This is a genomic window from Acinetobacter sp. BZX-2, assembly GCF_055179795.1.
Map to the genome: position 1 here is coordinate 3349464 of NZ_CM143686.1, position 25907 is coordinate 3375370.

General features: G+C 36.3%; 26 protein-coding genes. 14 read left to right on the forward strand and 12 right to left on the reverse strand.

Features of this window, described 5'->3' with window-relative positions; all coding sequences use genetic code 11:
• Both ACY45D_RS15705 and ACY45D_RS15710 read left to right on the forward strand, forming a co-directional pair.
• Positions 1 to 1881 (forward strand): histidine kinase, encoded by a 1881-nt coding sequence (locus tag ACY45D_RS15705; RefSeq protein ID WP_463107554.1) that lies wholly within the window; start codon positions 1 to 3, stop codon positions 1879 to 1881.
• A 9-nt stretch (positions 1882 to 1890) separates the two neighbouring features.
• Positions 1891 to 2544, forward strand: a complete 654-nt coding sequence (locus ACY45D_RS15710; protein ID WP_463107555.1) for a response regulator — start codon at positions 1891 to 1893, stop codon at positions 2542 to 2544.
• Between the two features lie 132 nt (positions 2545 to 2676).
• On the opposite strand, the gene ACY45D_RS15715 is transcribed toward ACY45D_RS15710, so the two are convergent.
• On the reverse strand, positions 2677 to 4557 hold the full coding sequence (locus ACY45D_RS15715) for a potassium transporter Kup (RefSeq protein WP_463107556.1): 1881 nt from the start codon (positions 4555 to 4557) through the stop codon (positions 2677 to 2679).
• Positions 4558 to 4823: 266 nt separating this feature from the next.
• A complete protein-coding gene (locus tag ACY45D_RS15720; RefSeq protein WP_463107557.1) occupies positions 4824 to 5432 on the reverse strand; it encodes a hypothetical protein in 609 nt (202 codons plus the stop codon).
• Between the two features lie 349 nt (positions 5433 to 5781).
• On the opposite strand from ACY45D_RS15720, the gene ACY45D_RS15725 reads away from it, so the two are divergent.
• Complete coding sequence (locus ACY45D_RS15725; protein WP_463107558.1) at positions 5782 to 6042, forward strand: PspC domain-containing protein; 261 nt, start codon at positions 5782 to 5784, stop codon at positions 6040 to 6042.
• Between the two features lie 124 nt (positions 6043 to 6166).
• Here the strand turns inward: ACY45D_RS15725 and ACY45D_RS15730 are convergent, their stop codons facing one another.
• Positions 6167 to 7276: an HPP family protein gene (locus ACY45D_RS15730; RefSeq protein ID WP_463107559.1), complete on the reverse strand. Its 1110-nt coding sequence runs from the start codon at positions 7274 to 7276 to the stop codon at positions 6167 to 6169.
• Between the two features lie 120 nt (positions 7277 to 7396).
• Complete coding sequence (locus tag ACY45D_RS15735) at positions 7397 to 7813, reverse strand: lysozyme inhibitor LprI family protein (protein WP_463107560.1); 417 nt, start codon at positions 7811 to 7813, stop codon at positions 7397 to 7399.
• 134 nt (positions 7814 to 7947) lie between these two features.
• On the opposite strand from ACY45D_RS15735, the gene ACY45D_RS15740 reads away from it, so the two are divergent.
• Entirely contained in the window at positions 7948 to 8301 is a 354-nt protein-coding gene (locus ACY45D_RS15740) for a hypothetical protein (RefSeq protein ID WP_463107561.1), read from the forward strand.
• Positions 8302 to 8356: 55 nt separating this feature from the next.
• On the opposite strand, the gene ACY45D_RS15745 is transcribed toward ACY45D_RS15740, so the two are convergent.
• Positions 8357 to 9613, reverse strand: coding sequence for a hypothetical protein (locus ACY45D_RS15745; RefSeq protein ID WP_463107562.1), 1257 nt, complete (start codon positions 9611 to 9613; stop codon positions 8357 to 8359).
• A gap of 230 nt (positions 9614 to 9843) precedes the next feature.
• On the opposite strand from ACY45D_RS15745, the gene glyQ reads away from it, so the two are divergent.
• From glyQ to ACY45D_RS15775, 6 genes are all read left to right on the forward strand, one after another.
• The gene (gene glyQ, locus ACY45D_RS15750; RefSeq protein ID WP_004978878.1) at positions 9844 to 10833 is read left to right on the forward strand and encodes a glycine--tRNA ligase subunit alpha; all 990 of its coding nucleotides are present in this window, start codon (positions 9844 to 9846) and stop codon (positions 10831 to 10833) included.
• Positions 10833 to 12902, forward strand: a complete 2070-nt coding sequence (gene glyS, locus ACY45D_RS15755) for a glycine--tRNA ligase subunit beta (RefSeq protein WP_463107563.1) — start codon at positions 10833 to 10835, stop codon at positions 12900 to 12902. The genes glyQ and glyS overlap by 1 nt, the downstream gene beginning before the upstream one ends.
• A gap of 67 nt (positions 12903 to 12969) precedes the next feature.
• Positions 12970 to 13959, forward strand: a complete 990-nt coding sequence (locus ACY45D_RS15760; protein ID WP_463107564.1) for a DUF4062 domain-containing protein — start codon at positions 12970 to 12972, stop codon at positions 13957 to 13959.
• A 138-nt stretch (positions 13960 to 14097) separates the two neighbouring features.
• Entirely contained in the window at positions 14098 to 14475 is a 378-nt protein-coding gene (locus ACY45D_RS15765; protein ID WP_463107565.1) for a hypothetical protein, read from the forward strand.
• Between the two features lie 413 nt (positions 14476 to 14888).
• On the forward strand, positions 14889 to 15788 hold the full coding sequence (locus tag ACY45D_RS15770) for a hypothetical protein (protein WP_463107566.1): 900 nt from the start codon (positions 14889 to 14891) through the stop codon (positions 15786 to 15788).
• Positions 15789 to 16002: 214 nt separating this feature from the next.
• Positions 16003 to 16719 carry a hypothetical protein gene (locus ACY45D_RS15775; RefSeq protein WP_463107567.1) on the forward strand — a complete coding sequence of 239 codons (717 nt, stop codon included), beginning with the start codon at positions 16003 to 16005 and terminating at the stop codon, positions 16717 to 16719.
• A 96-nt stretch (positions 16720 to 16815) separates the two neighbouring features.
• Here ACY45D_RS15775 and ACY45D_RS15780 read toward each other — a convergent pair whose 3' ends face one another.
• A complete protein-coding gene (locus tag ACY45D_RS15780) occupies positions 16816 to 17772 on the reverse strand; it encodes a 2-hydroxyacid dehydrogenase (RefSeq protein WP_463107568.1) in 957 nt (318 codons plus the stop codon).
• Between the two features lie 69 nt (positions 17773 to 17841).
• A complete protein-coding gene (locus ACY45D_RS15785) occupies positions 17842 to 18507 on the reverse strand; it encodes a TetR/AcrR family transcriptional regulator (protein ID WP_463107569.1) in 666 nt (221 codons plus the stop codon).
• A 190-nt stretch (positions 18508 to 18697) separates the two neighbouring features.
• Between ACY45D_RS15785 and ACY45D_RS15790 the strand changes: the two genes are divergently transcribed.
• Positions 18698 to 19114 (forward strand): hypothetical protein, encoded by a 417-nt coding sequence (locus ACY45D_RS15790; RefSeq protein ID WP_463107570.1) that lies wholly within the window; start codon positions 18698 to 18700, stop codon positions 19112 to 19114.
• 38 nt (positions 19115 to 19152) lie between these two features.
• Here the strand turns inward: ACY45D_RS15790 and ACY45D_RS15795 are convergent, their stop codons facing one another.
• Positions 19153 to 20415 carry a hypothetical protein gene (locus ACY45D_RS15795; RefSeq protein WP_463107571.1) on the reverse strand — a complete coding sequence of 421 codons (1263 nt, stop codon included), beginning with the start codon at positions 20413 to 20415 and terminating at the stop codon, positions 19153 to 19155.
• Between the two features lie 120 nt (positions 20416 to 20535).
• On the opposite strand from ACY45D_RS15795, the gene ACY45D_RS15800 reads away from it, so the two are divergent.
• Both ACY45D_RS15800 and ACY45D_RS15805 read left to right on the forward strand, forming a co-directional pair.
• Positions 20536 to 21315, forward strand: a complete 780-nt coding sequence (locus ACY45D_RS15800; RefSeq protein ID WP_463107572.1) for a class I SAM-dependent methyltransferase — start codon at positions 20536 to 20538, stop codon at positions 21313 to 21315.
• A gap of 31 nt (positions 21316 to 21346) precedes the next feature.
• Positions 21347 to 21916 (forward strand): hypothetical protein, encoded by a 570-nt coding sequence (locus ACY45D_RS15805; protein WP_463107573.1) that lies wholly within the window; start codon positions 21347 to 21349, stop codon positions 21914 to 21916.
• A gap of 322 nt (positions 21917 to 22238) precedes the next feature.
• Here ACY45D_RS15805 and ACY45D_RS15810 read toward each other — a convergent pair whose 3' ends face one another.
• Together ACY45D_RS15810 and ACY45D_RS15815 are read right to left on the reverse strand one after the other, a co-directional pair.
• Positions 22239 to 22643, reverse strand: coding sequence for a protease inhibitor I42 family protein (locus tag ACY45D_RS15810; RefSeq protein ID WP_463107574.1), 405 nt, complete (start codon positions 22641 to 22643; stop codon positions 22239 to 22241).
• A gap of 81 nt (positions 22644 to 22724) precedes the next feature.
• Entirely contained in the window at positions 22725 to 23297 is a 573-nt protein-coding gene (locus ACY45D_RS15815) for a hypothetical protein (RefSeq protein ID WP_463107575.1), read from the reverse strand.
• A gap of 212 nt (positions 23298 to 23509) precedes the next feature.
• On the opposite strand from ACY45D_RS15815, the gene ACY45D_RS15820 reads away from it, so the two are divergent.
• Entirely contained in the window at positions 23510 to 24139 is a 630-nt protein-coding gene (locus tag ACY45D_RS15820; RefSeq protein ID WP_463107576.1) for a class I SAM-dependent methyltransferase, read from the forward strand.
• A 469-nt stretch (positions 24140 to 24608) separates the two neighbouring features.
• On the opposite strand, the gene ACY45D_RS15825 is transcribed toward ACY45D_RS15820, so the two are convergent.
• Together ACY45D_RS15825 and ACY45D_RS15830 are read right to left on the reverse strand one after the other, a co-directional pair.
• Positions 24609 to 25322 (reverse strand): hypothetical protein, encoded by a 714-nt coding sequence (locus tag ACY45D_RS15825; protein WP_463107577.1) that lies wholly within the window; start codon positions 25320 to 25322, stop codon positions 24609 to 24611.
• Positions 25323 to 25332: 10 nt separating this feature from the next.
• Positions 25333 to 25854, reverse strand: coding sequence for a PAAR domain-containing protein (locus tag ACY45D_RS15830; RefSeq protein ID WP_463107578.1), 522 nt, complete (start codon positions 25852 to 25854; stop codon positions 25333 to 25335).
• Between the last annotated feature and the right edge of the window lie 53 nt (positions 25855 to 25907).

A 25907-nucleotide genomic window follows, 5' to 3' on the forward strand; every position in this document is an offset into this window, starting at 1 on the left:
ATGTTAAAAAAATATTTCAACAGCATTTCTAACAAACTTAAATTTGCAATTATTATTTGGTTAGTCGGTGCCTTATTCTTTGTCGGATTAACTTTAAATATTATATGGAAGTTGGAAGACCGAGGTATTGCGATCAATGAGGCTGGTAGTTTGCGAAAGCAGGCTTATTACATGGTCGCTTTGGTGCAGGCTAAACAGACGACAAAGCTACCTCAAGAAATTCAATTGTTTGAAAGTAAACTCAAACACTTGTCATTACTCGAAACACAAACCTATTGGTTTCACTCAAATAACCAATATTTATCGCAATTAAATCAAGTCAAATACGAATTTTCTAAATATAAAATTAAAATCTTAGCGGCAGAATCTGATCTCAATACCCAACTCAATTTAGTACCCGACACGATGTTGTTTATTCAACACATCGATAATTTGGTCAAAAGTATTGAAAAACAAAATACTTTAAATATACAGATCATGCGTATCGCTCAAATTTTATTGATGCTGATGGCAATTGTATCCGCATTTCTATCCTTATTTTTACTCAATCGTTTAGTGATACAACCTTTATCTCGACTCAGTCTAGGCTTTGAAAAAATTAAAAAAGGAGAATTAGACACGCGGTTAAATATTCAAACCAATGATGAGTTTCACCAAGTTTCCAATGGTTTTAATCAAATGGTTACTAGCCTTCAGGATCTATATCAACACTTAGAAGACAAAGTAACGCAAAAAACCATTGATCTTAAACTCAGCAATGACAAACTCACAACCTTGTATGAAATGACGGATTTTTTACATAAAAATCCATATAATGAGCAAACACTCAATTTATTTCTAGAAAAAATTACTGCACTAGCCCATGCCAAGACCAGTAGTATTCGCCTGTTGAATCAACAAGGTTCACAAATGTGGACCATACAAAGTATAAATGTTCCTGATGTTTTGCTACAAAACCCAGCTTGTGTCGAAACAACAGCTTGTTTATGTGGTCAGGCACTCAATCAATCAGATCTTAAAATCGATCTTTTACAACAAGATAATCAAAAATATTTATGTAAAAAATTGGGAATGGATCATTTAATGGTGTATCACATCCGATTACGTGAACAAACTTTGGGATTATTAACCCTATATTTTGAAAGTCCTTCGGCTCAAACGGATAGCAATACCTCATTGATCCAATTGCTATGTAATCAATTGGCTACCGCTATTGAAAATAACAGACTCATTTTAAAAGAAAAACAATATGCTGTGTTAGAAGAACGCAATATTATGGCCCAAGGTTTACACGACAGCATTGCACAGTCACTCTCATTTATGAACATGCAACACCAAATGTTAAATCAAGTTTGGAAAAAACAGCAATATGATAAAGTTGAACAGCATTTAGACTTTTTACATACTGGATTACAGCAGTGCTATGAAGATATTCGAGAATTACTCAATAATTTCCGTTTAAAACTAGCGCAAGAATCCTTTCAAGATATTCTTTTTTCAGTCATTGAGCGTTTTAAAAATCAAACTCAAACTCAGGTCAATTTTACTTATCAATCCTCTGGTGTTGATTTATCACCACAACAGCAATTACAGTTGATTTTTATTTTACAAGAAGCGCTTTCCAATATCCGTAAGCACGCTTCAGCGAGTTTAGTTACAGTTCACTTTAAGAATAGCCAAGAAATATTTTTAAAAATTCAAGACAATGGAATTGGATTTGACACTCAATTGAGTAAAGAGCACCAAGGACATCATATAGGCTTATCTATCATGCAAGAACGTATTCATCAGATTGGTGGGCATTTAAAAATAAATTCTATTTTGAACCAAGGTACATGTATTGAAGCCACAATAAATCATAACAATCAGTTAGTCAGTTAGAGGGAAATCATGCCAATTATTAATATTTTATTGATCGATGATCATACTTTATTCCGAACAGGCTTACGTTTTTTATTAGAACAAGAAGAAAATTTTAATGTCATTGGTGAAGCGACTGATGGACTCAGTGGGATTAAACTCGCTGAGCAATTACACCCAGATATTGTTTTATTAGATTTAGATATGCCTATCATGAATGGCTTAGAGGCCCTACCTCAATTACTCAATAGCTATCCTGATTTGGTAATTCTAATTCTCACCGTTTCGGAAGATGCCGTCGATTTAACTGAATGTATGCGTCTAGGTGCACGTGGTTATTTACTTAAAAATATTGAAACCCGATTTTTAATTGATGGAATTTATAAAGCAATCGATGGGGACAATGTACTTTCACCAGAAATGACAACAAAATTGATTTCTCAACTCCGCAACCCAATCATTGTCAAAGAAGAAACGGCGTTGACCTATTTAACACAACGTGAAAAAGAAACCCTACACTGGCTTACCAAAGGGGCCAGTAATAAAATTATTGCTCGATCTATGAATGTTGCCGAATCTACAGTTAAAGTCCACGTACAAAATGTATTACGTAAACTCGAACTGAATAGCCGTGTTCAGGCTGCTGTCTTTGCTGTTGAACACGGTTTAGATAAAGATTTATAGATGTATCCGTTTTGCTCGATAAAATGGAGAACCTATCTGCTTAAATTTACAATCAAGTTTCAGCCAAATTTAAACTGAGATTGGATGCCAGCGTCCTAAAACGCTGGCATTTTTATGCTCACTACTTATTCTTTAAATTTCTATCTGACTACCAATTTCAACCACCCGATTGGAAGGAATCTGATAAAAATCACTAATTGGACTGGTATTTTTATGCATCGTCGAAAATACCTGCTCTCTCCATTTTGCTAGAAGCTTTTGTTGCTTCGAGATAATTCTTTCACGCGAAACAAAGAAACTGATTTCCATCAAATTAAACTCAAAACCATAGGCATTGAAAATGGTTTCAAGCACTGCTGGGATATTGGGCTGCTCTTTAAAACCATATTTCAAATGAATACGAAAGAAATCTTTATCTAATATTTCAACATCATATCTTGCATCATCAGATACATAAGGTACGTCTTGAACATCAACAGTCACCAATATATTTCGTTCGTGAAGAATTTTATTGTGCTTTAAATTATGTAAAAGCGCATGCGGTACAACGTTTGGTGAACCTGTCAGAAATACAGCTGTTCCGGACACTTTATTTAAACTGTCACCTAAATATTGAATAAAGGTCTCTAGCTGTAAGGTATCACTCTGCAATTTAGCTTGTAATGTAGCCTTACCATTCTTCCAGATCATCATCAAAGTGAAGACCACTGTCGCAACCAATACTGGCATCCACCCGCCAATAAAGAATTTGAGCATATTCGAGCTTAAAAGCACTAAGTCAATGATAATGAATGGAACAATAAATAAAACAAGTTTCCATGTCTGCCATTTCCAGTAACTATAAGCCAAGAAACCGACCAAGAGCGTGTCACAAAACATGGTGACAGTTACCGCTAACCCATACGCTCCTGCTAAATGACTACTGGTTTTAAAGAGTAGAACCACCACGATAATCGAGATAAACAAAAGCCAGTTCAACAATGGAATATAAATTTGCCCCACTTCCGACTCAGAAGTATGCAATACCGTTAAACGTGGCAAATATCCCAATTGGATGGCTTGTTTTGCCATGGAGAACACGCCACTGATTAACGCTTGTGATGCAATAACCGCGGCAGCTGTTGCAAGTACAATCATTGGGTAAAGCAACAATGAAGGAACCAATAAATAGAATGGGTTGGAAATTGCAGAAGGATCTCTAAGCAGTAAAGCCCCTTGTCCTGCATAATTTAAAACCAAACAAGGAAGGACTATAAAAAACCAACCTAGACGAATCGGTAAAACACCAAAATGTCCCATATCGGCGTAAAGTGCCTCACCACCTGTAACGGTCAGTACAACAGCACCCATCACAAAAAAAGAAATGACTGGATTGGTGAGAATAAATGAAATTCCCCAATGTGGGCTTAAAAAAGCCAAAATTGAAGGACTTTGAACAATACTCATCACCCCTAAGCTACCTATGGCTAGAAACCACACTAAAGTAATTGGGCCAAAAAATTTCCCCATGATGGCTGAACCATGTCTTTGTACTAAAAACAAAGCTGTTAAAATGCCAATACTGATTGGCAAAATAAATTTTGACAATGTCGGCGTCGCAACAGACAAACCTTCGACCGCAGAGAGTACTGACATCGCTGGGGTAATGATCCCATCACCAAAAAATAAAGATGCACCCGTAAAACCCAAAGCTGTAATAATAATTTTTGTTCTATTTGATAAGCCTTTTTGACGAAGATTCAAGGCCAATAACGCCATGATTCCACCTTCCCCATTATTGTCTGCGCGCATGATCACCATGACATACTTCAGCGACACAATGAGCGTAATGGTCCAAAAAATTAATGACAAAATCCCCAAGATATTGATTTCATTAATAGGCATACCATGTGTTGCATGAAAACTTTCTTTGAGCGCATAGAGTGGGCTGGTTCCAATATCACCAAAAACCACACCCAATGCAGCTAGAGTCAATATTGCAGTACTTGCCTTTTCAGGCGTCTGATTTTGCATACAGTAAAATCACATGAGTAAAATTGGATTGATACTAGCACCAGAAATAGATGATTTATTGAAGCCAATAAAAAACCATAATTTATTCATTTTTAATTGTTTTTCTAGTTCAATTATAATAATAGCTTGAATCTTCTAACTTTATGGAGAACACAGCATAGAATATAGTGAATAAAAATCATTCAATATCGATGTATTTGGATCTCTACCTAAAGACCAATTTAAAACTTATGTTAATTTTCAAAGTTGGCATGATTCAAGACACGCTAATTGTTCAGCTTTTTTAAGACATAAGCTTTAGCTGGTACAGGATTTTGACTGAAATAAAGCCTATTGTTTTCACTACTGTTTAAAATTTTATCTAAATCCATCACCAAATTACGATCTGCATCAACTTTATAGAAAAACTGTATCCCTTCTATGCGGTTGATAACAATTTCATGGTTCACTTCATCATAAACCCATGTATTTTTTTGATATGAGCGATTCGGTTTTATTTCATTGTTTTCATAGGTCATTTTCCCCATATACACAATATTGCGATGTGCTGTTCCATCTGCAAGTAGATTGACAATAAATTCAGCACGCCCTGTTTCACAATGGGCAAAACGATCTTCACAACTCATTTGAGTATGATAGCGTCCTACAAATGACTCTGCTTTTGCAGGTAGCGGTTCTGCGTCCAGACCTCTGCGTTCTGAAGCAGCAGGTAAAGTTGCTTGCCCTGCAACTTCAGTTAATTTTTTTGCAGCATCTGCATGTTGTTCAGACTGATCTTGTTCGGCTTTATTTAAGGTCTTTTGAGCATCTGTAGATTGTTCTTGATCAATAGAATCTTGTGAATCACAAGCAACCAATACCAAACAAATACTCATGCTTAGTATTCTGCAAAATCCTACTTTATTTAAATTTAAATACATGAACCCAAAACCACATTATGCTGAATAAATACATATCAAATTTTGATTGTGAATATGAGTATATTATTGTGTTGTTTCAATTGACGAAATCATCTCCATTCATTTTTTACAAAAGTATAAAAAAGTACAAGCAACTTTAAAGCTGAATGTTTTAAACAAATCCATGAATTCACAAAAGTTTACATAATATTTACAAATAAATTGCACATTCCCCTTTAATAAATTCACACGATCACCATTTAATAATTATGCGATAAACATCAATAATGATGTTGCAGCTTTTTTTAAACTTAAGGAGACTTTGATGGCCAATTCTGGTTTATATCGTTCTAGCCGACATAACATGATCGCCGGTGTAATGGGCGGTATTGCTGAACGTTTTGGTTGGAATGTCACATTATTACGTATCATTTTTATTTTGGTATCGTGTTTGAGTGCCGCTTTCCCAGGAATTATTGTGTATTTAGTACTTTGGTTACTTATTCCAAAGCAAGAACTTCGATTAGATGGCCCGCAAAGCTATCAACATCCAGTTCGAACAGTGATTGATGAAAAAACACGATAATTAATTTTAATACTGAGTCGATTTTAATACTAAGTTGATTTTCCTTTTCTGCTACGCCAGTTCCCCCAAACTGACGTAGCTTTTTTTATGTCTAAATTTTTCTATGTGGTAAATCGTCTCAACATTAAATCGGATGCGTTGCTCGATTCAGCTGTTGTTGCATGACTGCAATCATGTCTGCTCGGCTAATAATTCCCACCAATTTCTGGTTTTCAACCACTGGGATATAGTTAAATGAACGCTCAACAAAGTAAGGCACCAAATCTTGTATCGGTTGAGTAGGCTGAACTGTTACGACCTTACGATCCATAATTTGCTTCACAAGATGTTGCCATGGCGCTCTTGGATCCGCGGTACGTTTAAACCATTCCACTACCTCATAAAGTGCAAGTGTACCGACCAATTGATGCTCCGTATTGATCACAGGAAGACTCATTAAATTGATCTGTTTAAATTTAATCAACGCGTCTTGAATCTCTTCTTGCTCCAATAGACAAATCACATCCTTGGTCATAATATCTTGGCAAAGATATTGATTCACCGCCCTTGCATTGGCTTTTTCTTGCGCTTCTAAAATAATTTTTTGTAAATCATACTCACTGATATCTAATAACTCTGTTTGATGCTCTAAAACATCGTGAATATCTTGTGGTTGAATCGTCACTTTCTGTGTAGGCGTTGGATCTTTAGAACGCGTATTCAGCTGTGCAACTTGCGGGTATTGCTTACCCAATAAGCGGTTAAAAATAATCGCAACCACTAAAAGTAGGATTGAATTTAAAAGCACTGGATAAAAAATGAAGTGATAACCCAGTTGATGGACAGATTCTCCGCCTAATACGGCTGTAATCGCCACAGCTCCGCTGGGTGGATGCAGTGAGTCAGTGGTCATCATCAAAAAGATTGCCAATGCAACAGCAACACTAAAAGCTTCTGTTAAATTGGGAATATACATCGCGCAAGTCACGCCAATAATACCTGCAATCGTATTTCCAACCACCATATTCCACGGCTGTGCTAATGGACTGGCTGGCACTGCAAATAACAATACCGATGAAGCGCCCATTGGTGCGATATACCATGCATTTAAATCACCAAGAACATACCAACTGATTAATGATGATATTGCTAAACCAAGTAAAGCCCCAATACCACAAAGTAATCGTTCTTTGAGCGGTAAGACTTTAAAATTTGGTTTTAAGGTATTTAACCATTCAAGTTGCGTATGAAACACGACAGTCCTTTGCTTTTGCACTTTTGAGGTGCGTGATTATACGATGTTGTGATGATAAGGTGTATCTATTATCTATCTTAGATTTATCAGTATTTCAACTACATTCTCACTTACTGATTTTTATTGAGAATATTCAGCGAGTTGCTCAACTCTTGCACCATATTCTTTCATCGGACAAAATGCATACATCGGAGAACCTATATAAGCACCTGCATTTTTGCACTCTTGGTCTACATAGTTTTTCCAAAGTTGTTGTGATTTCATAATATCTTTATAGCGCTCAGGCTGCTGATATTTTTCACTTTGTTGCTTGATTTGATCTAACAAAGCGACAATCTGTTTTTCATACATAGCTTTGGTTTTCTGACTGCAAAATTCCACCACCGCATTATTAATATTGCCCAAATCTAATTTTTGAATGGTTTGGTCAACACATTGGCTATAAGCATCAGGTGAACTATTTTGATCACCTGCATAAGCAAATGTGGAACAAATAAGTGTAGCTAAAATAATCGTTGTCATGCATGCTTTCATCATGTTTTATCTCTTTGTTGTTTTAAGCCATGAATCAATATAATAACAAAATCATTTTAAAAGCTTTATTTTTTGCACCGATTTTTATTCAGCTCTTCCTCGTTATTTTATTTATTTTGATAAATCATGAATTTAGCATGAAATCTATCCTCACTGTGTGTGGAATTAGCCTGATCATTTATATGCTTTATTGTGTGATTGTGATGCCTATTGCTTATGCTATTTCAATCTTACTTGCACGCCGATCTTGGCTCAACTTTTTTACAATTATGATCGGTTCACTATTGATGTGGCTCATCGTCACGATCATCGGTTATTTGGTTTTTATAGGATCACTTCCCACCTCAATATCGGAATGGGTTTCAACTTGGTATTTTTATGTAATTGCGGTGTTGGTGGGTTGTTGTTATTGGTCAGCTTTAAAATTCTTTTCACGCCCTATTCTGCCAAACAATAAAGACCAAGCAATAAAAAACCAAGCAATAAAATAAAAACCTACGAAAATTCATAGGTTTTTAAATCATCATTTAACTCAATAAAGTTACTTTACTTGCTAAGACTACCAACCCAAGTGAATGTATTGGGGACATCTGTGAGTTGAATGCTTTGTAGGATTTTTGGTGTTTTCAAATCAATTTCAAGAATTTTCTTTGTATTTGTATCATTGATAAAAATGCTTTCAGAGGCAGCATTGACTACCAAACGGCTTTTGGCTAACTCAGTAGCGACTGGATTTTCAATCACATTGAGTTTCCCAACCACACTCCAATTCCCTGTATCAATGATATGTAATGTTCCTACACTATCTAAAATAACAAAATATTTTCCAGTCGCATTCATCACATGCTGTAAACGCTTAACAGGTGTTATACCATCACTTTCTTTAGTGCCTTTAGCCCAATCAACATTCATTGCATTTAAATTTTTAGGGTCAATGATAAACATGCCCCCTGTGCCTGTGGCAAATCCAACCAATTGATTTAACTTTTCATGTCCAACGATCGTTGTAATACGTTGATCAATTGAGATTTTTTTGTCAGTAAATTGATTACCATTTTGCTCAACCACTAATACGCCATCTAGACATCCAAAGGCCGTATAATTTGCAGTTGATCCTGCACCATGTAATTTGTCACATGGATTAAGCAAAGTTTGTTCTTCATGAAAATGGTCTCCATGCAGTTCATAGCTTTTGACCATACTTAAAATATTAGAATCTTTGGGTAAATATGTACTTAAAACATAATTCCCACGAGGCTCTGCAACACCATGATGCTTTACAGGCAGTTGCTGAGTGGCAATTGACTGTTTCTCAATGGCAAGATCATTAAAATAGTCAAATTTAGAAGTTTCTGTTTCGCTCCCATCATAAAAAATCGCAGCTTGCCCATTAAAACTACGGAAATGTGTAGGTTTAGCGCCCTTAAATTGATAGGTGAGTAAATGTGGCGTATTGATCTGCAATTTATTATCTTTGAGGAAAATACCACTATCTGCAAACTGAACAATACCCTCATTACGGCTTAATAAAACAGCAAAACGCGATTGTGGACTGCTATACATCGCGGCAGGTGCGGTGCTGAGAGCGATTGTATTGATATTCTTTTTATCATTTAAATCATATACAGAAAGCAATGGTCTTTCATTATCGGCATTTGCAATCACCAAACGCCCTTGATGCTCTGTTTTAGGAACGGATGGCTGAGTGACAGAATGCTGAGTATCTGAATCATCATCCCCACACCCTGCTAGTAAAATGCTGCTAAACAGTAACCCCATCAGCATTTTTTGAGAAATCATCATTTTAATTCTCCTATAGAATGATCATTTTTATAATTGAAATGTTATAACATAACATTAACAGAAAAACAAAATTGTATTTCTGGATCGCCATTAAGATCGAGCTAGTTGATAAATCATCGTTACAAAGTTATAGAAAACAATAAAAGATATTCTCATAACTCCTTTGCCACTCACTCGCAAAATCCTTATACTTAGAACCAATTTTTTCTTATATTTATAATGGATGCTGCATGAGTCGCGCCATATCGCACATTGATACATTCCAAGGCTTAATTCTTGCCTTACAAAACTACTGGGCTGAACAAGGTTGCGTCATTTTACAACCTTACGATATGGAAATGGGTGCAGGGACATTCCACACTGCAACATTCTTACGCGCACTTGGGCCTGAAACATGGAACGCAGCATACGTTCAACCGTCACGCCGTCCTAAAGATGGTCGTTATGGTGAAAACCCAAACCGTTTGCAACACTACTACCAGTTCCAAGTGGTACTAAAACCAAACCCAGATAATATCCAACAACTGTACCTAGACTCGTTAGAAGCGATTGGTATCGATACCCTTACTCACGATATTCGTTTCGTAGAAGACAACTGGGAATCTCCAACACTGGGTGCTTGGGGCTTAGGTTGGGAAGTTTGGCTCAACGGTATGGAAGTGACTCAGTTTACCTACTTCCAACAAGTCGGTGGTGTTGAATGTTACCCAGTAACAGGTGAAATCACTTACGGTCTTGAGCGTTTGGCAATGTACCTACAAGGTGTCGATTCAGTTTACGATCTGGTTTGGACCAAAGGTCAGTTTGGTACTGTGACTTATGGCGATGTATTCCATCAAAATGAAGTTGAGCAATCGACCTATAACTTTGAATATGCCAACGTTGAAAAAATGTTTGAATTATTCGATTTCTATGAAGCTGAAGCAACGCGCTTAATGGAAGCTGAACTTCCACTGCCTGCCTATGAGCAAGTGATCAAAGCATCACACAGCTTTAACTTACTCGATGCACGTGGTGCGATTTCTGTGACTGAGCGTCAACGCTATATTTTACGTGTACGTACTTTGGCACGTTCAATTGCGCAAAGTTATGTGGCTGCACGTGCCAAGCTTGGTTTCCCAATGGCAGAACCGCATTTACGTGATGAAGTTTTAGCTCAACTGAAAGCTCAGGTTGAAGCTGAAGCGGCTCAAGCAGAAAAATCAGCGGAGAACAAATAATGTCTAAACATACCGTTTTATTTGAACTCGGCTGTGAAGAACTTCCACCAAAAAGCTTAAAAACTTTACGTGATGCATTACAAGCTGAAACTGTAAAAGGTTTAAATGATGCAGGTTTAGCTTTTGAAGCAATTGAAGCGTATGCAGCACCTCGTCGTTTGGCATTGAAAATTATCAATGTAGATGGTGCTCAAGCAGATACTCAAAAACGTTTTGACGGCCCTGCTGTACAAGCTGCTTATGATGCTGAAGGTAAGCCAACCAAAGCACTTGAAGGCTTTATGCGTGGTCAAGGCATTACTGCGGATCAAGTTTCAACTTTCCAAGCAGGTAAAGTTGAAAAAGTATGCTATTTAAAAGATGTGCAAGGTCAAAGCCTTGATGTTTTACTGCCACAAATTTTACAAACTGCTTTAGATAACCTTCCTATTGCAAAACGTATGCGTTCTGCGGCAAGCCGTACTGAATTTGTACGTCCTGTAAAATGGGTGGTCTTGTTAAAAGACAATGATGTTGTTGATGCAACGATTCAGGATCATAAAGCAGGCAATGTGACGTATGGTCATCGTTTCCATGCACCTGAAGCGATTACTTTAGCCAATGCAGATGTTTACTTAGATGCGCTTCGTGCTGCGAAAGTTGTCGCGAATTTTGAAGAGCGCCAAGCCATCATTGACCAACAAGTGAAAGCACTTGCGGATGAAGTCAATGCCATTGCGATCGTTCCTGCTGATTTACGTGATGAAGTGACTGCATTGGTTGAATGGCCTGTCGCACTTCGTGCAAGCTTTGAAGAGCGTTTCCTTGCTGTGCCGCAAGAAGCGTTGATCACCACCATGCAAGACAACCAAAAGTATTTCTGTTTGGTGAATAGTGATAACAAATTACAGCCTTATTTCATTACCGTTTCAAATATTGAGTCGAAAGATCCGACTCAAATTATTGAAGGGAATGAGAAAGTTGTACGCCCTCGTTTGTCTGATGCTGAATTCTTCTTCTTACAAGATCAAAAGCAACCGCTTGCATCTCGTAAAGAAAAACTCGCCAATATGGTTTTCCAAGCGCAGTTGGGTACGCTTTGGAATAAATCTGAACGTATTGCTAAATTGGCTGTAACTTTATCTGCAATCACAGGTGCAAATTCTGCGGATGCTGAAAAAGCAGCACTGCTTGCAAAATGTGATTTAACTTCTGAATTGGTCGGTGAATTCCCAGAACTTCAAGGTATTGCAGGCACTTACTATGCACGTATTGAAGGCGAGAATGATGAAGTTGCGGAAGCTTTAGGTGAGCAATATTTACCTAAGTTTGCGGGTGATGTTTTACCGCAAACTAAAACTGGTACTACGATTGCCCTTGCGGATCGTTTAGATACGCTCACAGGTATTTTCGGTATTGGTCAAGCGCCTACAGGTTCGAAAGACCCGTTTGCTTTACGTCGTTCTGCGATTGGTATTTTGCGTTTAGTGACTGAAAACAATCTTGATGTTTCAATTGAAGAATTGATCAAGCTTGCTTTGGCTGCTTATGGCGATGTATTGAAAGACCATGACAAAACTTTAACGGATGCGGTTGCATTCCTTGAAGGTCGTTACCGTGCGAAATATGAAGACCAAGGCGTTGCAGTTGATGTAATTCAAGCGGTTCAAGCGCTTTCACCAAAATCACCTCTTGATTTTGATAAGCGTGTGACTGCGGTGAATCATTTCCGTAGTTTGCCTGAAGCTGCTGCTTTGGCTGCTGCAAATAAGCGTGTTGCGAATATCTTGGCGAAAGAAGCTGCACCTACTGGTGAAATTGTTGAGTCTAAATTACTTGAAGATGCTGAAAAAGCACTTTATGCAGAGATTCAAGCTATTCTACCTGTGGTTCAACCGCTTTTGGCTGCAAAAGACTACACCGCTGCGCTATCTAAGTTAGCTGCGCTACGTGCGCCAATTGATGCATTCTTTGAAAATGTAATGGTCATGGCAAATGATGCTGAATTGAAAGCAAACCGTTTACGTTTACTGGCTCAGTTACGCGACTTGTTTACAAGTATTGCGGATATTTCAGTGTTACAACACTAAGCTAAATTATTGAAATAAAATGAGAACCCTGCTTAAATAAGTGGGGTTCTCTTTTTTGAGCAAAATAATGGCTAAACCACGTATCTTTGTTAGTTCTACATACTATGACTTAAAACATATCCGTGCTTCATTAAGCTTATTTATTGATTCATTAGGTTATGAATCAATTTTATTTGAGAAAGGGCAAATTGCTTTTGTAAGTGATGATCCTTTAGATATTTCGTGTTATAGAGAAGCTGAAGCTGCTGATATATTTGTTTTAATTATAGGTGGTAGATATGGTTCTGAAACTAGCTCTGAAAGTTTAGACCAAGAAAAAAATCAATATACACATTACAATAGTATTACGCGAAAAGAATATGAAACAGCAAGTGAGAATGGCATTCCAACATATATTTTAATTGAGAAAGGTGTATATGCTGAATATCAAACTTATAAACGAAACCGGAAAAATGTTGATATTGAATATGCCCATGTAGATAGTATTAATATTTTCAAACTTATTGATGAAATTCATAATAAACCAAATAACAATCCAATATTTGCCTTTGAAAAATATAATGAAATAGAGGAATGGCTTAGAGATCAATGGTCTGGTTTATTTAAAGACTTTCTCATAAGAAGAAGTAACCTAAAAAAACTTGAATCACTTCAAAGCCAAATTAGGCATTTAGAGACACTAAATTTAACATTAAAAAGTTATTTAGAAGTATTATTAAATGCCTCTCAAAGTATAGAAACAGATCATATTATCCAAAAAGAAAATGAAAAAATAACAAAATCACAATTAATCGAAAGATTACAAAATACGTTTATGTTTAGTTATCTATTTAACGGTGGTAGTTTAAGTAATGAACAATTTGATACATTTATTAATACTATAAAAATTTCAGATAGCCCTAATGAATTTATTAAAAGAATTACTAATAATAATTTGCCAATTGCAGATAATGTTTATAGCCTTGCTTTACATCACATAGATGACAAAAATAATTCTTTCTTAAATGATTTAAATGACTTAAGAGCACTGTTATCACTTAGTTTATGGTCATATTAACAATATAACCATAAACTAACTCAATGTAAAAATGTAATAGACTCAGTCTTAAATTAACAATCAAAAACCAAATAAATCTGAATCTTCTCAATGGATTGTATAAACTCAACTCATTAGAATCTACCAAGACTAAAAGCAATGAATGCAAAAATCTTCTTCACTACTATTCTAACAACCCTCACCGCTTGCTCAACGACACCGACAAACCCCGACGCCCCTATTGTCATCGAACAACATAAAAACATCTCTGCTGAACCTGCAACCAAATACAACTTGGCACGTTTGATTAAGCAAAAGGACAACTGCCTTATCGAATTTACAGGTAACTTTGAAACAGGCAAAGCCACTGAATACTGGATCTTTAAAGGTGATCAATTGATTTCAGCATTTTCCAATGTAAAAGTGGAAGTGGAAAATACTCAAACTGTTTTTGACGTACAAAACCCTGAAAAGATCAACAATTTCAATTCACTAAAAAATAATTTTAAAGCATCAAATTTAGAAAAATGTAATTAAAAACATGAAGTATCACTTAGGCAATATTTGATGTCTAAGTGATTTTTTTATTTTCTTATATTCACTTACGAATTCTTTTAAACGCTTTGCGTAAAATCGAAGACAATTTATTGCAACAATGAGCATGGTTTTCTGCTTGATTGCATTTATACAAAACATGTTCATTCAAGAATTTCTTAACAACACTGACTACAGTTGTAACTTTCCAAAACGATAAAACAGATTGAAAACCTATAAATCAATGAGTTAAAAATGCTCACTCTGTAAATTCCATTCACAATTCTTTCATTTTTGTTAAAACTCTGTAGATAAGCTGTTGATGTTTTATCTCAAAACCAACTTTCAAACTTATTTCCGATTAATATAGCGCTGACTCAAACTAGATGTGATTCAAGCACAGGATAAAACCAAATATGAAAATGCTTAAAACAACAGTCATCGCAACAGCACTTATTGCGAGTTCTCCTCTTTTTGCAAATACAACAGTGAATGGCAGTGCGAATGTGTCTGCTGAAGTAAATACACAAGGCGGACTTTTACATAACCTTGGTCAAGGTATTCAAAACACAGCCGACAAAGTAGGTAGTGGTATCGAAAAAGGCGTGGATAAAACCCGTGATGTCTCTAAAGACGCTTGGGACGGTACTAAAAATGTGGCAGGCAAAGTCGGCAATGGTATTGAAAAAGGCGTAGACAAAACTGTCGATAAAACCCGTGATGTCTCTAAAGATGCGTGGGACGGCACCAAAAATGTGGCAACAAAAGTAGGTGACGGCGTTGAAAAAGGTATCGATAAAACTCGTGATGTGTCTAAAGATGCATGGGATGGCACCAAAAATGTTGCAACCAAAGTAGGTGACGGCGTTGAAAAAGGCGTAGATAAAACTCGTGATGTGTCTAAAGATGCATGGGATGGTACTAAAAACGCTGCCGACAAAGCAGGTCATGGCATTGAAAAAGGTGTAGACAAAACCCGTGAAGTCTCTAAAGATGCTTGGGATGGTACAAAAAATACTGCTGACAAAGTAGGTGATGGTATCGAGAACGGCGTAGATAAAGGTAAAACAGCGACAAAAGGTGCTTGGAAAAATACCAAGGAATTGAGTTCTAAAGCTGCTAAAAACACCAAACAAACAGCTGTGAAAGCCAAAGACAAAACTAAAGCAGCAACAAGCAAAACTTGGCAAAAAACCAAAGATGTTGTGAAGCCGAAACCTGCGAATGTAAATGTGAACACGCAAACTCAAGTAAAAACACCTATAGGTAGTGCAAAAGTTGGCGTATCGACGGAAGCAAAAGTAGCGACAAAATAAGCGTCGTCTCATTGAATTTATATACAGAAAAGCTCACCTCGGTGGGCTTTTATGCAAAATGAATTTTTTTAATCTTAGCAATGTAGAGATATGTGTTTTTCTGTACTCATTTTCCTAATAATCAATCTATTCAAACAATAAAACAGTAGGATAGTGACAATATTATTTAAGTTGATGATTCAACAGAAATCAGCAGAGAGAGATAAGTGTGTTAATGAATAAAATCAAAGCTATATATATAGTCACTGCTATGTTAACTACGCCATCACTATATGCACAAACAGAGGATACTAACAAAACCCAGCCTTATGGTGACAATCCAAATATTTTCAGAGTACTGGCTCATAAAACAGGCACAGCGGTTCAAAATACTGCTGAAAAAGTTGGAAATGCCACTGAAAAAGGTATTCAAAAAATAAAACCACAAATTGATGAAACCATTGAAAATACTAAAACCTACACCACCGAACAGGCAACGATTGCACGTGATAACACTCGTCAAGGGATTGATACCGCAGTTAAAAAAGTAGAACAAACCAAAGATAAAATTATGGGTAAAACCAGTGCAAATATACCGATTGAACAAGGGCGTTTAAGTCAATCTTCAACATCACCGAACAGTAGCATGAATAATGCCATGCCTGCTACAGCGCCAATCGCTACACAAGCTCCTGTCATTGCTGAACCTGCTCAACCTGCTCAACCTGCTCAACCTGCTCAACCTGCTCAACCTGCTCAACCTGCTCAACCTGCTCAACCAACAGTAGCACAATCTCAAAATAATGTTTCCGAAGAACCAGAGATTAAGAAACAATCTTTACCCATTGAGAATAATCCAAGCCCCACCGATTCAAACAGTAGCAATGCAAATCGCTCGAATAATTCAAAGGCAAGCAATCCATCAAATGATGAAACAGGTGTTCCACGTTAGTCTGCATTTATTGACAAACTTCATGGCTCTATTAGGGTTTACTTCATACGTTTTAATCTTCCTCGCAATAAAATTAGCGAGAGAGATGAAGAACCTTTAGCCATTTACTTGGCGTATAACCTGTCCATTTTTAAACGCTTTAGCATTCTCATACAACTGATTTACCATGCGTTGTCGTGCTTCTACACTGCCCCATGCACTGTGTGGGGTAATAATTAAATTGGGAATATCCTCAGCCAATAATACATTGCCCTGCTTTGGGGGTTCTACTGAAAGTACATCTGTTGCTGCACCTGCAATTTTACCTTGTCTTAAAGCATCGGCTAGGGCTTGCTCATTGACAATACCGCCCCGTGCGCAGTTGATTAGAAATGCCGAGTCCTTCATTAAATCAAATTGTGGCGTACTGATTAAATCTTTGGTTTCGTCTGTTAATGGGCAGTGCAAACTCAGGAAATCTACTTGAGGAAGTAATTCGGCGAGTGGTACACGAGTTTTATCGCCGCCACGGTGAGGTAATGCGCCAACGAGTATCTTCATGCCAAAAGCTTCGGCAAGTTTAGCAACTGCTTTACCGAGTTCCCCATAACCGAGAATGCCCAGTGTCTTGCCTGACAGTTCAACAATAGGAAAATCCAGTAAGCAGAAAATGGGCGACTTGTTCCATTGTCCTTGTTTCACAGCATGATCATATTTTAATAATGATGTGGATAATGCCAGCATTAACGAAATCGTATGCTGTGCAACTGCTGAAGTGCCATAACCCTGACAATTACACACCACAACACCGTTGGACTTAGCTTGCTCTAAATCGACATTATTGGTGCCTGTTGCAGAAATAAGGATTAACTTCAGCTGCGGAGATTGCTCAATCGTCTTTGCATCAATCAGCACTTTATTGGTGATAATTACATCTACCCCCTGAACACGTTCAATCACTTGCTCAGATGTAGTTGATGGATAAAGAACAAGTTCATCAAAAGCTGTTTTTAACTGGGTAAAATCCAAGTCATTTTTATCTAAAGATTCATAATCTAAAAATACAGCCTTCATTGCTTAACTCACTGATCTATTCAAAATTTAAATAATTTATTTCTACTTATTGTAAAAGTACCGTAAATATTAAACTTGGGAAATAGGATGTAAATTATTTTTAAGTGACCATAAATAAGCGATCACCATCCGATATGCTTCTTGAATAATCTCTTCGGAAATATAGCTATCATTATAATAACCATGCTTCATATAAGTGAAAATCAGCTCCATGATCACCGTTAATACATCTGGGTTCTGAGGTACATAACTTTCGACCTTGATCATTTCCAAAGCCTTACGAACACCGTCACTGAGTTTTTTGAGTTCAACTTGGTATTCTAGATAAGCCTGTCGTGTAAATGGCCCACTGAGGATAATTAGACTCGCAACATCAGATTCATTAAAAAAATTGGCCGTGGTTCGAATTAAACTGGCTGTAAGCAATTTACCACTTTCTTCCACCGATGCTTTTGGGCTATCTGTTAATACGCGTACCGCGGCTTGCCCTAACTGTTTAATCAATACATTTAAATGCATTAACGCAATATGTCGTAAAATATCGTACTTACTGGGGAAAAACTGGTAAATGCTGGTTCGTGGAACGCCCGATGCATTGGCAATTTCAGGAATAGAAATTTTTTCAATTCCAACCGCTAGAAGCAACTCTTGCGTGGTCGCAATCACCTTTTCCATACGCTTTTGAGTACGTTCTTGTTTTGGTAAATTTACTTTCTTCGTCATTTTTTTTTGCATTTGAAAATCCTACGAATGCTGACAAGTCTTATAAAATGATGTCCTTATTTTCATCATCATAACTGATATTGATTCAGGACAAATAACTATTCAACTTTTCATTTAAACTAAGATCAAAATATTGCGATTTTTAGTTTCAAATCTTAGTGTTTAAATCTATATTCTTTACTTTCACGCTTTCAAAATAATCATGAAAAAACTAAAAAAATGGCTTTTGATCCTCGGCCTAACATTGTTCAACATACAAAGTTTTGCAAAAGAAAACCTATTGCAGTCAGTTGAAAATATTGAAAAATATTCATCACATGATGGTAATTATTTTGAACTTGTCCAACTGGATCTGGGCTGTCGTATAGATGCTCGTTTCTATTTATCCAATCAAAACCATTTATATCATTACTTTTTTATTTATGGAAAGTTGTATAAAGCCAGCCATAAAATATTTAAATATCACTATAAAAAGGGCGAAGAAGGTTCATTACTGCATGTTACCGATATCTATCAGGATGCAAGTCATATACTGAAATTAGATGACCCTCAAGTTCAACAAGACTTTAAAAACTATAAAGCCTTATTCCCAACAACTGATTTAAACCGATGTAATTAATATAAAAACTCCTAATTAAAAACATCGGCTTAATCATGCTAAGAAATTTTAAAATGACAGAACTCATTTAAACTTTCATCATCAAATGTGACTTGCCCTTGTACATCACAACTCATGTATAAGTCTTTATACGAAAGTACATAAAAGTCTGTACATTTTCGAATGACAATTGGGTTCATATCTAAAGATAAAGCATCATCTTGCTTAAATAGTTTGGTCACACGGCGGTCATTCATACAAATCAAATAGGTTTGTTTTTTAATTTCAACCTGTGCCAAGCCACTATTTTCAACATGCAATGGAATGATATATTTCCCATTCACATCAATGACTTGTTGATCATAACTTTCTAACTTTTGCGTAATCACATTAAAAACCAAGATATTTCCATAATAGTCTTTGAGTTGATTTTTATCTTCAAAAGCAAAATTGACCTGAATACCCAATTTTTGTAAATCTTGTTCATCTACACGTTTATTGGTCAATAAAATTCGGGTAATGGTTTGTTTTAAACTGGCATCAAAAAAGGTGCTATCCAGTTGAATATCAATTCCTTTTAATATTTTACCAAGTGCCTCATTGTGCGTTCCAAGCAAATGCGCAATCACACTACGATAGTAGAATTTACTGTTTTTCTTCACCTCACGAATTTGCTTATAAAAATAAGTCTGGTCGTAAGGACGTTCAATAAAATCATGCAATAAGGCAGAATTGGCTAGAACCGCTATCGCATCATGCCCTGTATAAGGTAAATGCAATGTGTGTAATTGGGGGATTAAGGGTTTTATTTTTAAATAATGTTCTTTGTCATTTTCAAAATAAGGGTCATAAACAATAATATATTCACAATCTGCAACGATATCCTGCGCCTGAATACGCATCTCTGCATTCAGCTCAGCATCATAAAAATCGGTATAGCGTTTATCTTCAACCTCGGTAGGATCGATTGAATACTGAGGAACCATTGCCACGACACGATTCATTTGCAAAGGTTGAGCGTATTTAATGGCAGCATAACCACCCATCGAACCGCCATAGCCGACAATATTTTTAAATTGATTTAAGATCGGCTGTAGCTGTTCTAACAATCCAGCCATACTCATGGCAGGAAACCATGATTTTTGCTTTGGCATAATACCAACCACAGCATAATCATATTTCATCAATGACTTTTCAGCATTGATCGAAAGTCCTTTGGCACGAGTGATCAAGTCACCAAATGAGAGAACTAAAGTATTTGAATTGCCTGGTAAATAGATCGCTCTAATATGATCATCTTCAAAAATTATTTGCTTATCCATTCGCAACACCGAGCTTAGGCTCTCTGATTTTAGCTAAAATTAAATAAACAGACGACTTGCCTATTCATTGCATCAAGTGTCATATTTTATAGAATCTAAGCAGATTAAAAAGCGCAAAATATGACACATTCCTTACATCCTGCTGCTCAAAAAGGTTTCAGTTCTGCCGCTGAACTTTATCAACAAGTGCGTCCCGATTACCCACAAGACATTGTAAAATGGTTAAAAGAAGATCTAAAACTCAATACCCATTCCAATGTCGTTGACTTGGGTGCGGGTACTGGAAAATTCCTACCTTATTTAAAACAAATTACGCCACATATCACAGCTGTCGAACCTGTCACAGAAATGTTGGAACAGTTGAAAATAGTACATCCTGATGTACAAACACTACAAGCCAAGAGTGACCAAATTCCACTCAATTCAGCAAGTATTGATGCGGTTCTATGCGCTCAATCTTTCCACTGGTTTGCCAACATTGAAACCTTGAATGAAATCCATCAAATCTTAAAGCAAAATGGACATTTAGGACTGATTTGGAATCAACGAGATGAGCAGACCGATTGGGTCAAAGCATTGACCAATGTGCTCTTACCGATTGAAGGAGACACACCTCGTTACCACAGTGGGCAATGGAAACAGGTCTTTGAAAACCAGTTTTTATTCCAACTGGAAAGCACTCAAATTTTCTCACAAGTACAAACAGGTACAGTCGAAAATGTGGTGAGTAAACGATTCCTTTCGATCAGTTTTATTGCGGCAATGTCTGAAACTGAGCAGCTCAAATTAAAACAGCAGTTTGAACAGATTATTTTTGAATATACTGGCAAACGACCTCAAGATGAAATTGACTTTCCTTATGTCACCTATGCATACAACTTTAAAAAGTTAGAACCTTAACCCATAACTTGAAAGCGATATGGTGAATAATATGATCAATCCATTTTTCCGCCCAATCCTCATCTCTGGATTGTTGGCTACACTTATTTTGACTACGGCTTGTACACCCAAAAACGATGCGCAACCAAATCATGATTCAGAAACAAAAAATACTTCACAGGAGGTGATGGATCAACTGAAAACTAAGCCCATTAAAGCATTTCCAAATACTCCAGATGATGCACATGACATTGTTGTACTAGAAGAATATCAACAAAAGTTGGCTGAGAATAACAATGCGCTTGAAGCTGATTTAAAGAAACGTAGCGTTGAGGGTAATTTAACAGCAGAAATTGATCATCAACTTAAACGAGATGGTATTGAGTCTGCATTAACCATGCTAAAAGAATTGGATTTAAAAACCGAACAAGGCCGCTATATTCAAGGTTTGTATTATCAATACTGGGAAATCCAAGCCAAAATCTATGATGAGAAAAAGCCATCAACGACACCGACCAGCCCTGAGCAAGATCATCCGAGTGATACTTTAAAAGGGATGGGCGATATGCTCACGGCGGATGAGCAGCTTGAGCATTGGAACAAGATACAACCAAAAAGCTAATTTCGATCAATATAATTAACTTGTTATATAAAACTGTTTTTTCCACCTATTGACATACATGATATTGCTACCGCGTAGGCGGCATGGATGCCGCCGTTGGTCAAGGGCGATAGGATATCCCCTTTGACCAACAAAGGATTTTTGTTACTTTTCATCCTTGAAAAGTAAAGCCTTACCTACGCAAATTAATTTAAATTTTCAATGTTATTTAAGGTAGTGTTCACTTTTTAATTATATATTAACTTTAAATGGATACCATTCCGCTAAATTAAATCAATATTGGGGTGGGATAAGACTCTTTTAAAATTCACCCAAAAATTATTTAAGACACACGTATACGACATAACCATTTCTGATCAGGTTCTTTAGATGACTCCCAAGCACGAACATGAACCAATTGAATATAGTCCTGTCCAGGCTTTTCAGCAGTAAAGCGGAAGGTTTTCGTTCCAGCAACGCCAACTGCTTTTTCATCGACGTGATTTTGTAAATATGTTTCTTCTGTTTTAAAAATTTTTAAAGGTTGTTGTAATTGCCACTGATAGCCTGTACTTGGGTTTTCAGGTGCATTAAAAACCAACACTTCACCCACTTTCATATCTTTTAAGGTCGCACACTTTTGCTCTGGTGTGTACTCATGTGTTTTAACAACGGGGGCTGAAGGCGCATGACAAGCGCTCATTCCCACACTAAAAAAAACGAGGCTAAAACACACTAAACCTTTCATTTATCCACTCTTTTTGACAGTATTTGCTTATCATTTCAGCACATACCTTATCACCTTCTTGAATAAGGCTCAAATGAGAATCTAAATGTTCTGCTTTTCAATCCATTGAATTGAATCTACGCGAATCAGTTTGCATGCACCATCACCTACACCATTCCAGTCCAATGCAGATTTCCAAACTAGATTTTTATCGTTGACCTGAACCAAATCGCCTTTTAAGCGTACCAAATCACCACGTTTCACTTTTTTAATGGCTTTGGCAATCGTTGGATTGGCAGGAATAATATGCATATTACTGACCAACTGTGTCGCATACTGTGCTGGAATCGGTGGTTTTGCCATTTGCCAATTTAAATAACGATCATACTGATTAATCGAGATTTGACGTGCAATATCAGGTGCAGTGAACATACCACGTGTCACCGCATAATCAATCGGAGAAAACTTGGCTTGTTCATCCGTACTATATTCTTTCGAACCTAAAATCCGAAACTCACCATGAAATGGTTCTAAAACAGAAATTTTTTGATATTGATCGACAGGTGCTAAACCATTGGCTATGTTAAATTCAGGAGATACACCTACAGATTGAGAAGCATTGACCTGAAATGCACTCAGAATCAACGCTGCTGCATAAATAAGTTTTTTGGTCATCACATGCCCTTCTCTGTTATCACTTTAAATGTAAACCTTGAATAAATCACACATCAAATAGGCTCAATATTCATGTTTATTATTAACAATACTGAATAAAATAAAAATCGAGTTTCAGTAACAAAATACAGATATTTCGTCATCTTTTTGTCTTATGTTTAGTCCCCGCTTTCGTTAAAATCAAAGCAATAGCAAAACAACAGCCTAAAAATATGGTTTATAAATTTTATCAACAACGGGTTTTTCCACACCTACTCAATCAAATCATGCAAACACCGAGTTTGATGCAAGGTCGCGCAGAATTACTCAGCAAAGTTCGTGGTGATGTACTCGAAATTGGTTTTGGGACGGGGCTTAATCTGCCTTTTTATCAAGAAGTTGATCAAATTTATGCACTTGAACCTAATCGTGATGTTTATGATTTGGCTAAAAAACGTGTTTTAGATGCGCCCTTTCATGTGCAACATATTCAAGCCAGTGCTGAAAAACTGCCTTTTGCGGACAATTCAGTGGATAGTATTGTCAGTACATGGACGTTGTGTAGTATTGCCGAATTAGGCAAAGCCCTTCAAGAAATCCATCGTGTTTTAAAGCCCAATGGTACATTGCATTTGATTGAGCATGTGCAATATCAAGACAATAAGTTATTGAAAAAATTACAGGATGTACTCACTCCTGTACAAAAAGTGATTGCAGATGGTTGTCATCTCAATCGGAATATTGAACTTGAGCTATTAAATGCAAATTTCAAATTTTCTGAAAAATACTATTTTGATGCCGAGAATCTTCCTAAAGTCGCTCGACGAATGTTTATGGCAAGGGCGCAAAAGGTTGAGTTCTAAAATTTAATTGGTGAACTCTACATTTAAATTAAAGGTTAAATGTAATAAATGCGGCTTTAAGGTCATTCTTTTTGGCATAGCAATCCAACCACTATACAGAAACATTAAAGCCGTAAAACCAACTCGGAATCAAGCTTAGATTAGAATTATTCACATAAAACAAATGCTTAATAGTATTTATTTTACCAGTGAAAAATTCCTTATTTTCAATATTAAAGCTAAATCAACATTGGAGAGTTATGGGAATCCTTCAGGTATAAAAATATGTGCTATTCCAAAAAATGCCAAAGATAGGATCAAAAAAATAATAAATTGATAAAATCTGTGGCTCGGTAATTTACAACGAATAAATAATGAAGGCTTAACTAAACTTACAAAAGCACAAATACCAAAAATAAAAAAAAGTAATAGACAAAAATAAAGTAATGATTGTGTAAAAAATGTTGCCTCACTTATCACGATACTCTTCCTATTTTGTTAAAGCCTCTTCATCTAAGAAGCCCTTTTGATTTGTTGTTCGTATCAGTTTCCCATTTTTATAAATAGCTCTTTCAAGCCACATATAGGACTGCTCCTTTGCTTTGGTTGTTACGCCATTGATCAATGGGCTCGTATTCGTTGTATGGCCAATGGTTACAGACTTAGTCTTACCAGACTGATATAGAAAATGTGACCAATAACTTACTAGATTATTTTCTCCTTTCGGATTTTCAGCAGTTTTACAGCCATGTACTTCAATTTTTGTATTTATTGTAAATACATTCATGTTTAATGATTTTAAATAAGGTGTTTCAAATGTTTCATCATTCACAACATATCTATATAACCAATTTTTGTTAAATATCGAGCTACCATCTCCCTCCCTAACACTCACCATATAAAGAGAATTTTTCCCACCATGAGTGAATATGTCTAATGACTTAATGCTGTTATCAGGTTGCCGATTAATTAAGTCAACTAAATCCTGTCTTATCTTAACCTCACGAATATAGTAATTAAACTTCTCACCATATTTTTCTTTATACATTCTTTCAAGATTATTAGCCGCATCTCTAAATGTATTATTGTCACTTCTACTATATGCTCCACCCCAAACAATAATCCTATTTTTTCGAGTGACTGTTATTTTTTGAATTGAACCTTTCTTTTGATTGGTTAATGCCGTTCCTGTTGGAGTAATCATTTACCTTGCCTTATTTATCTATCATTAACTCAGCATCATCACCTAACCATATTTTTAATTCACCACTCGAATTAGTCGTAACTCTTGATGTTTTTCCTTCTGAATCAGTCATACCTTGATAGATTTCCCCTTCAGCTGTTTCAATATAAAATGCTATATTAGGTAAATATTGACCATCTTGATCTATAGCAACAATTTGCTCATCAAACACATTTTTCTGTTTTAACAATTCATTTGAATTGCTTGCTGTGGTGTGCCTATTGGTATCACCATCACGGATAACTAAATCCTGATTTTTGATGTATCTTGCACCACAGGTTGATGAATCTCCATTTCCAACAATAGTTCTTGTTCCAACCACCATGAAACCTGAGTTAGATGCAATAGCATAAGAAATAACATTACATTGAGGACAAAAATGCTTCATACCATCCAAATGAACAGCAGCTCCTTCAATGATAAAGGAGTCATCTGCCTCATAAATAATTCCACCATGATCTGTAATACAACCTCTAGTTATTAATGCTTTCATTTTATTTATTAATTTTTGCTAAAAATTTAAAATATCAAAATTTAACAATATCT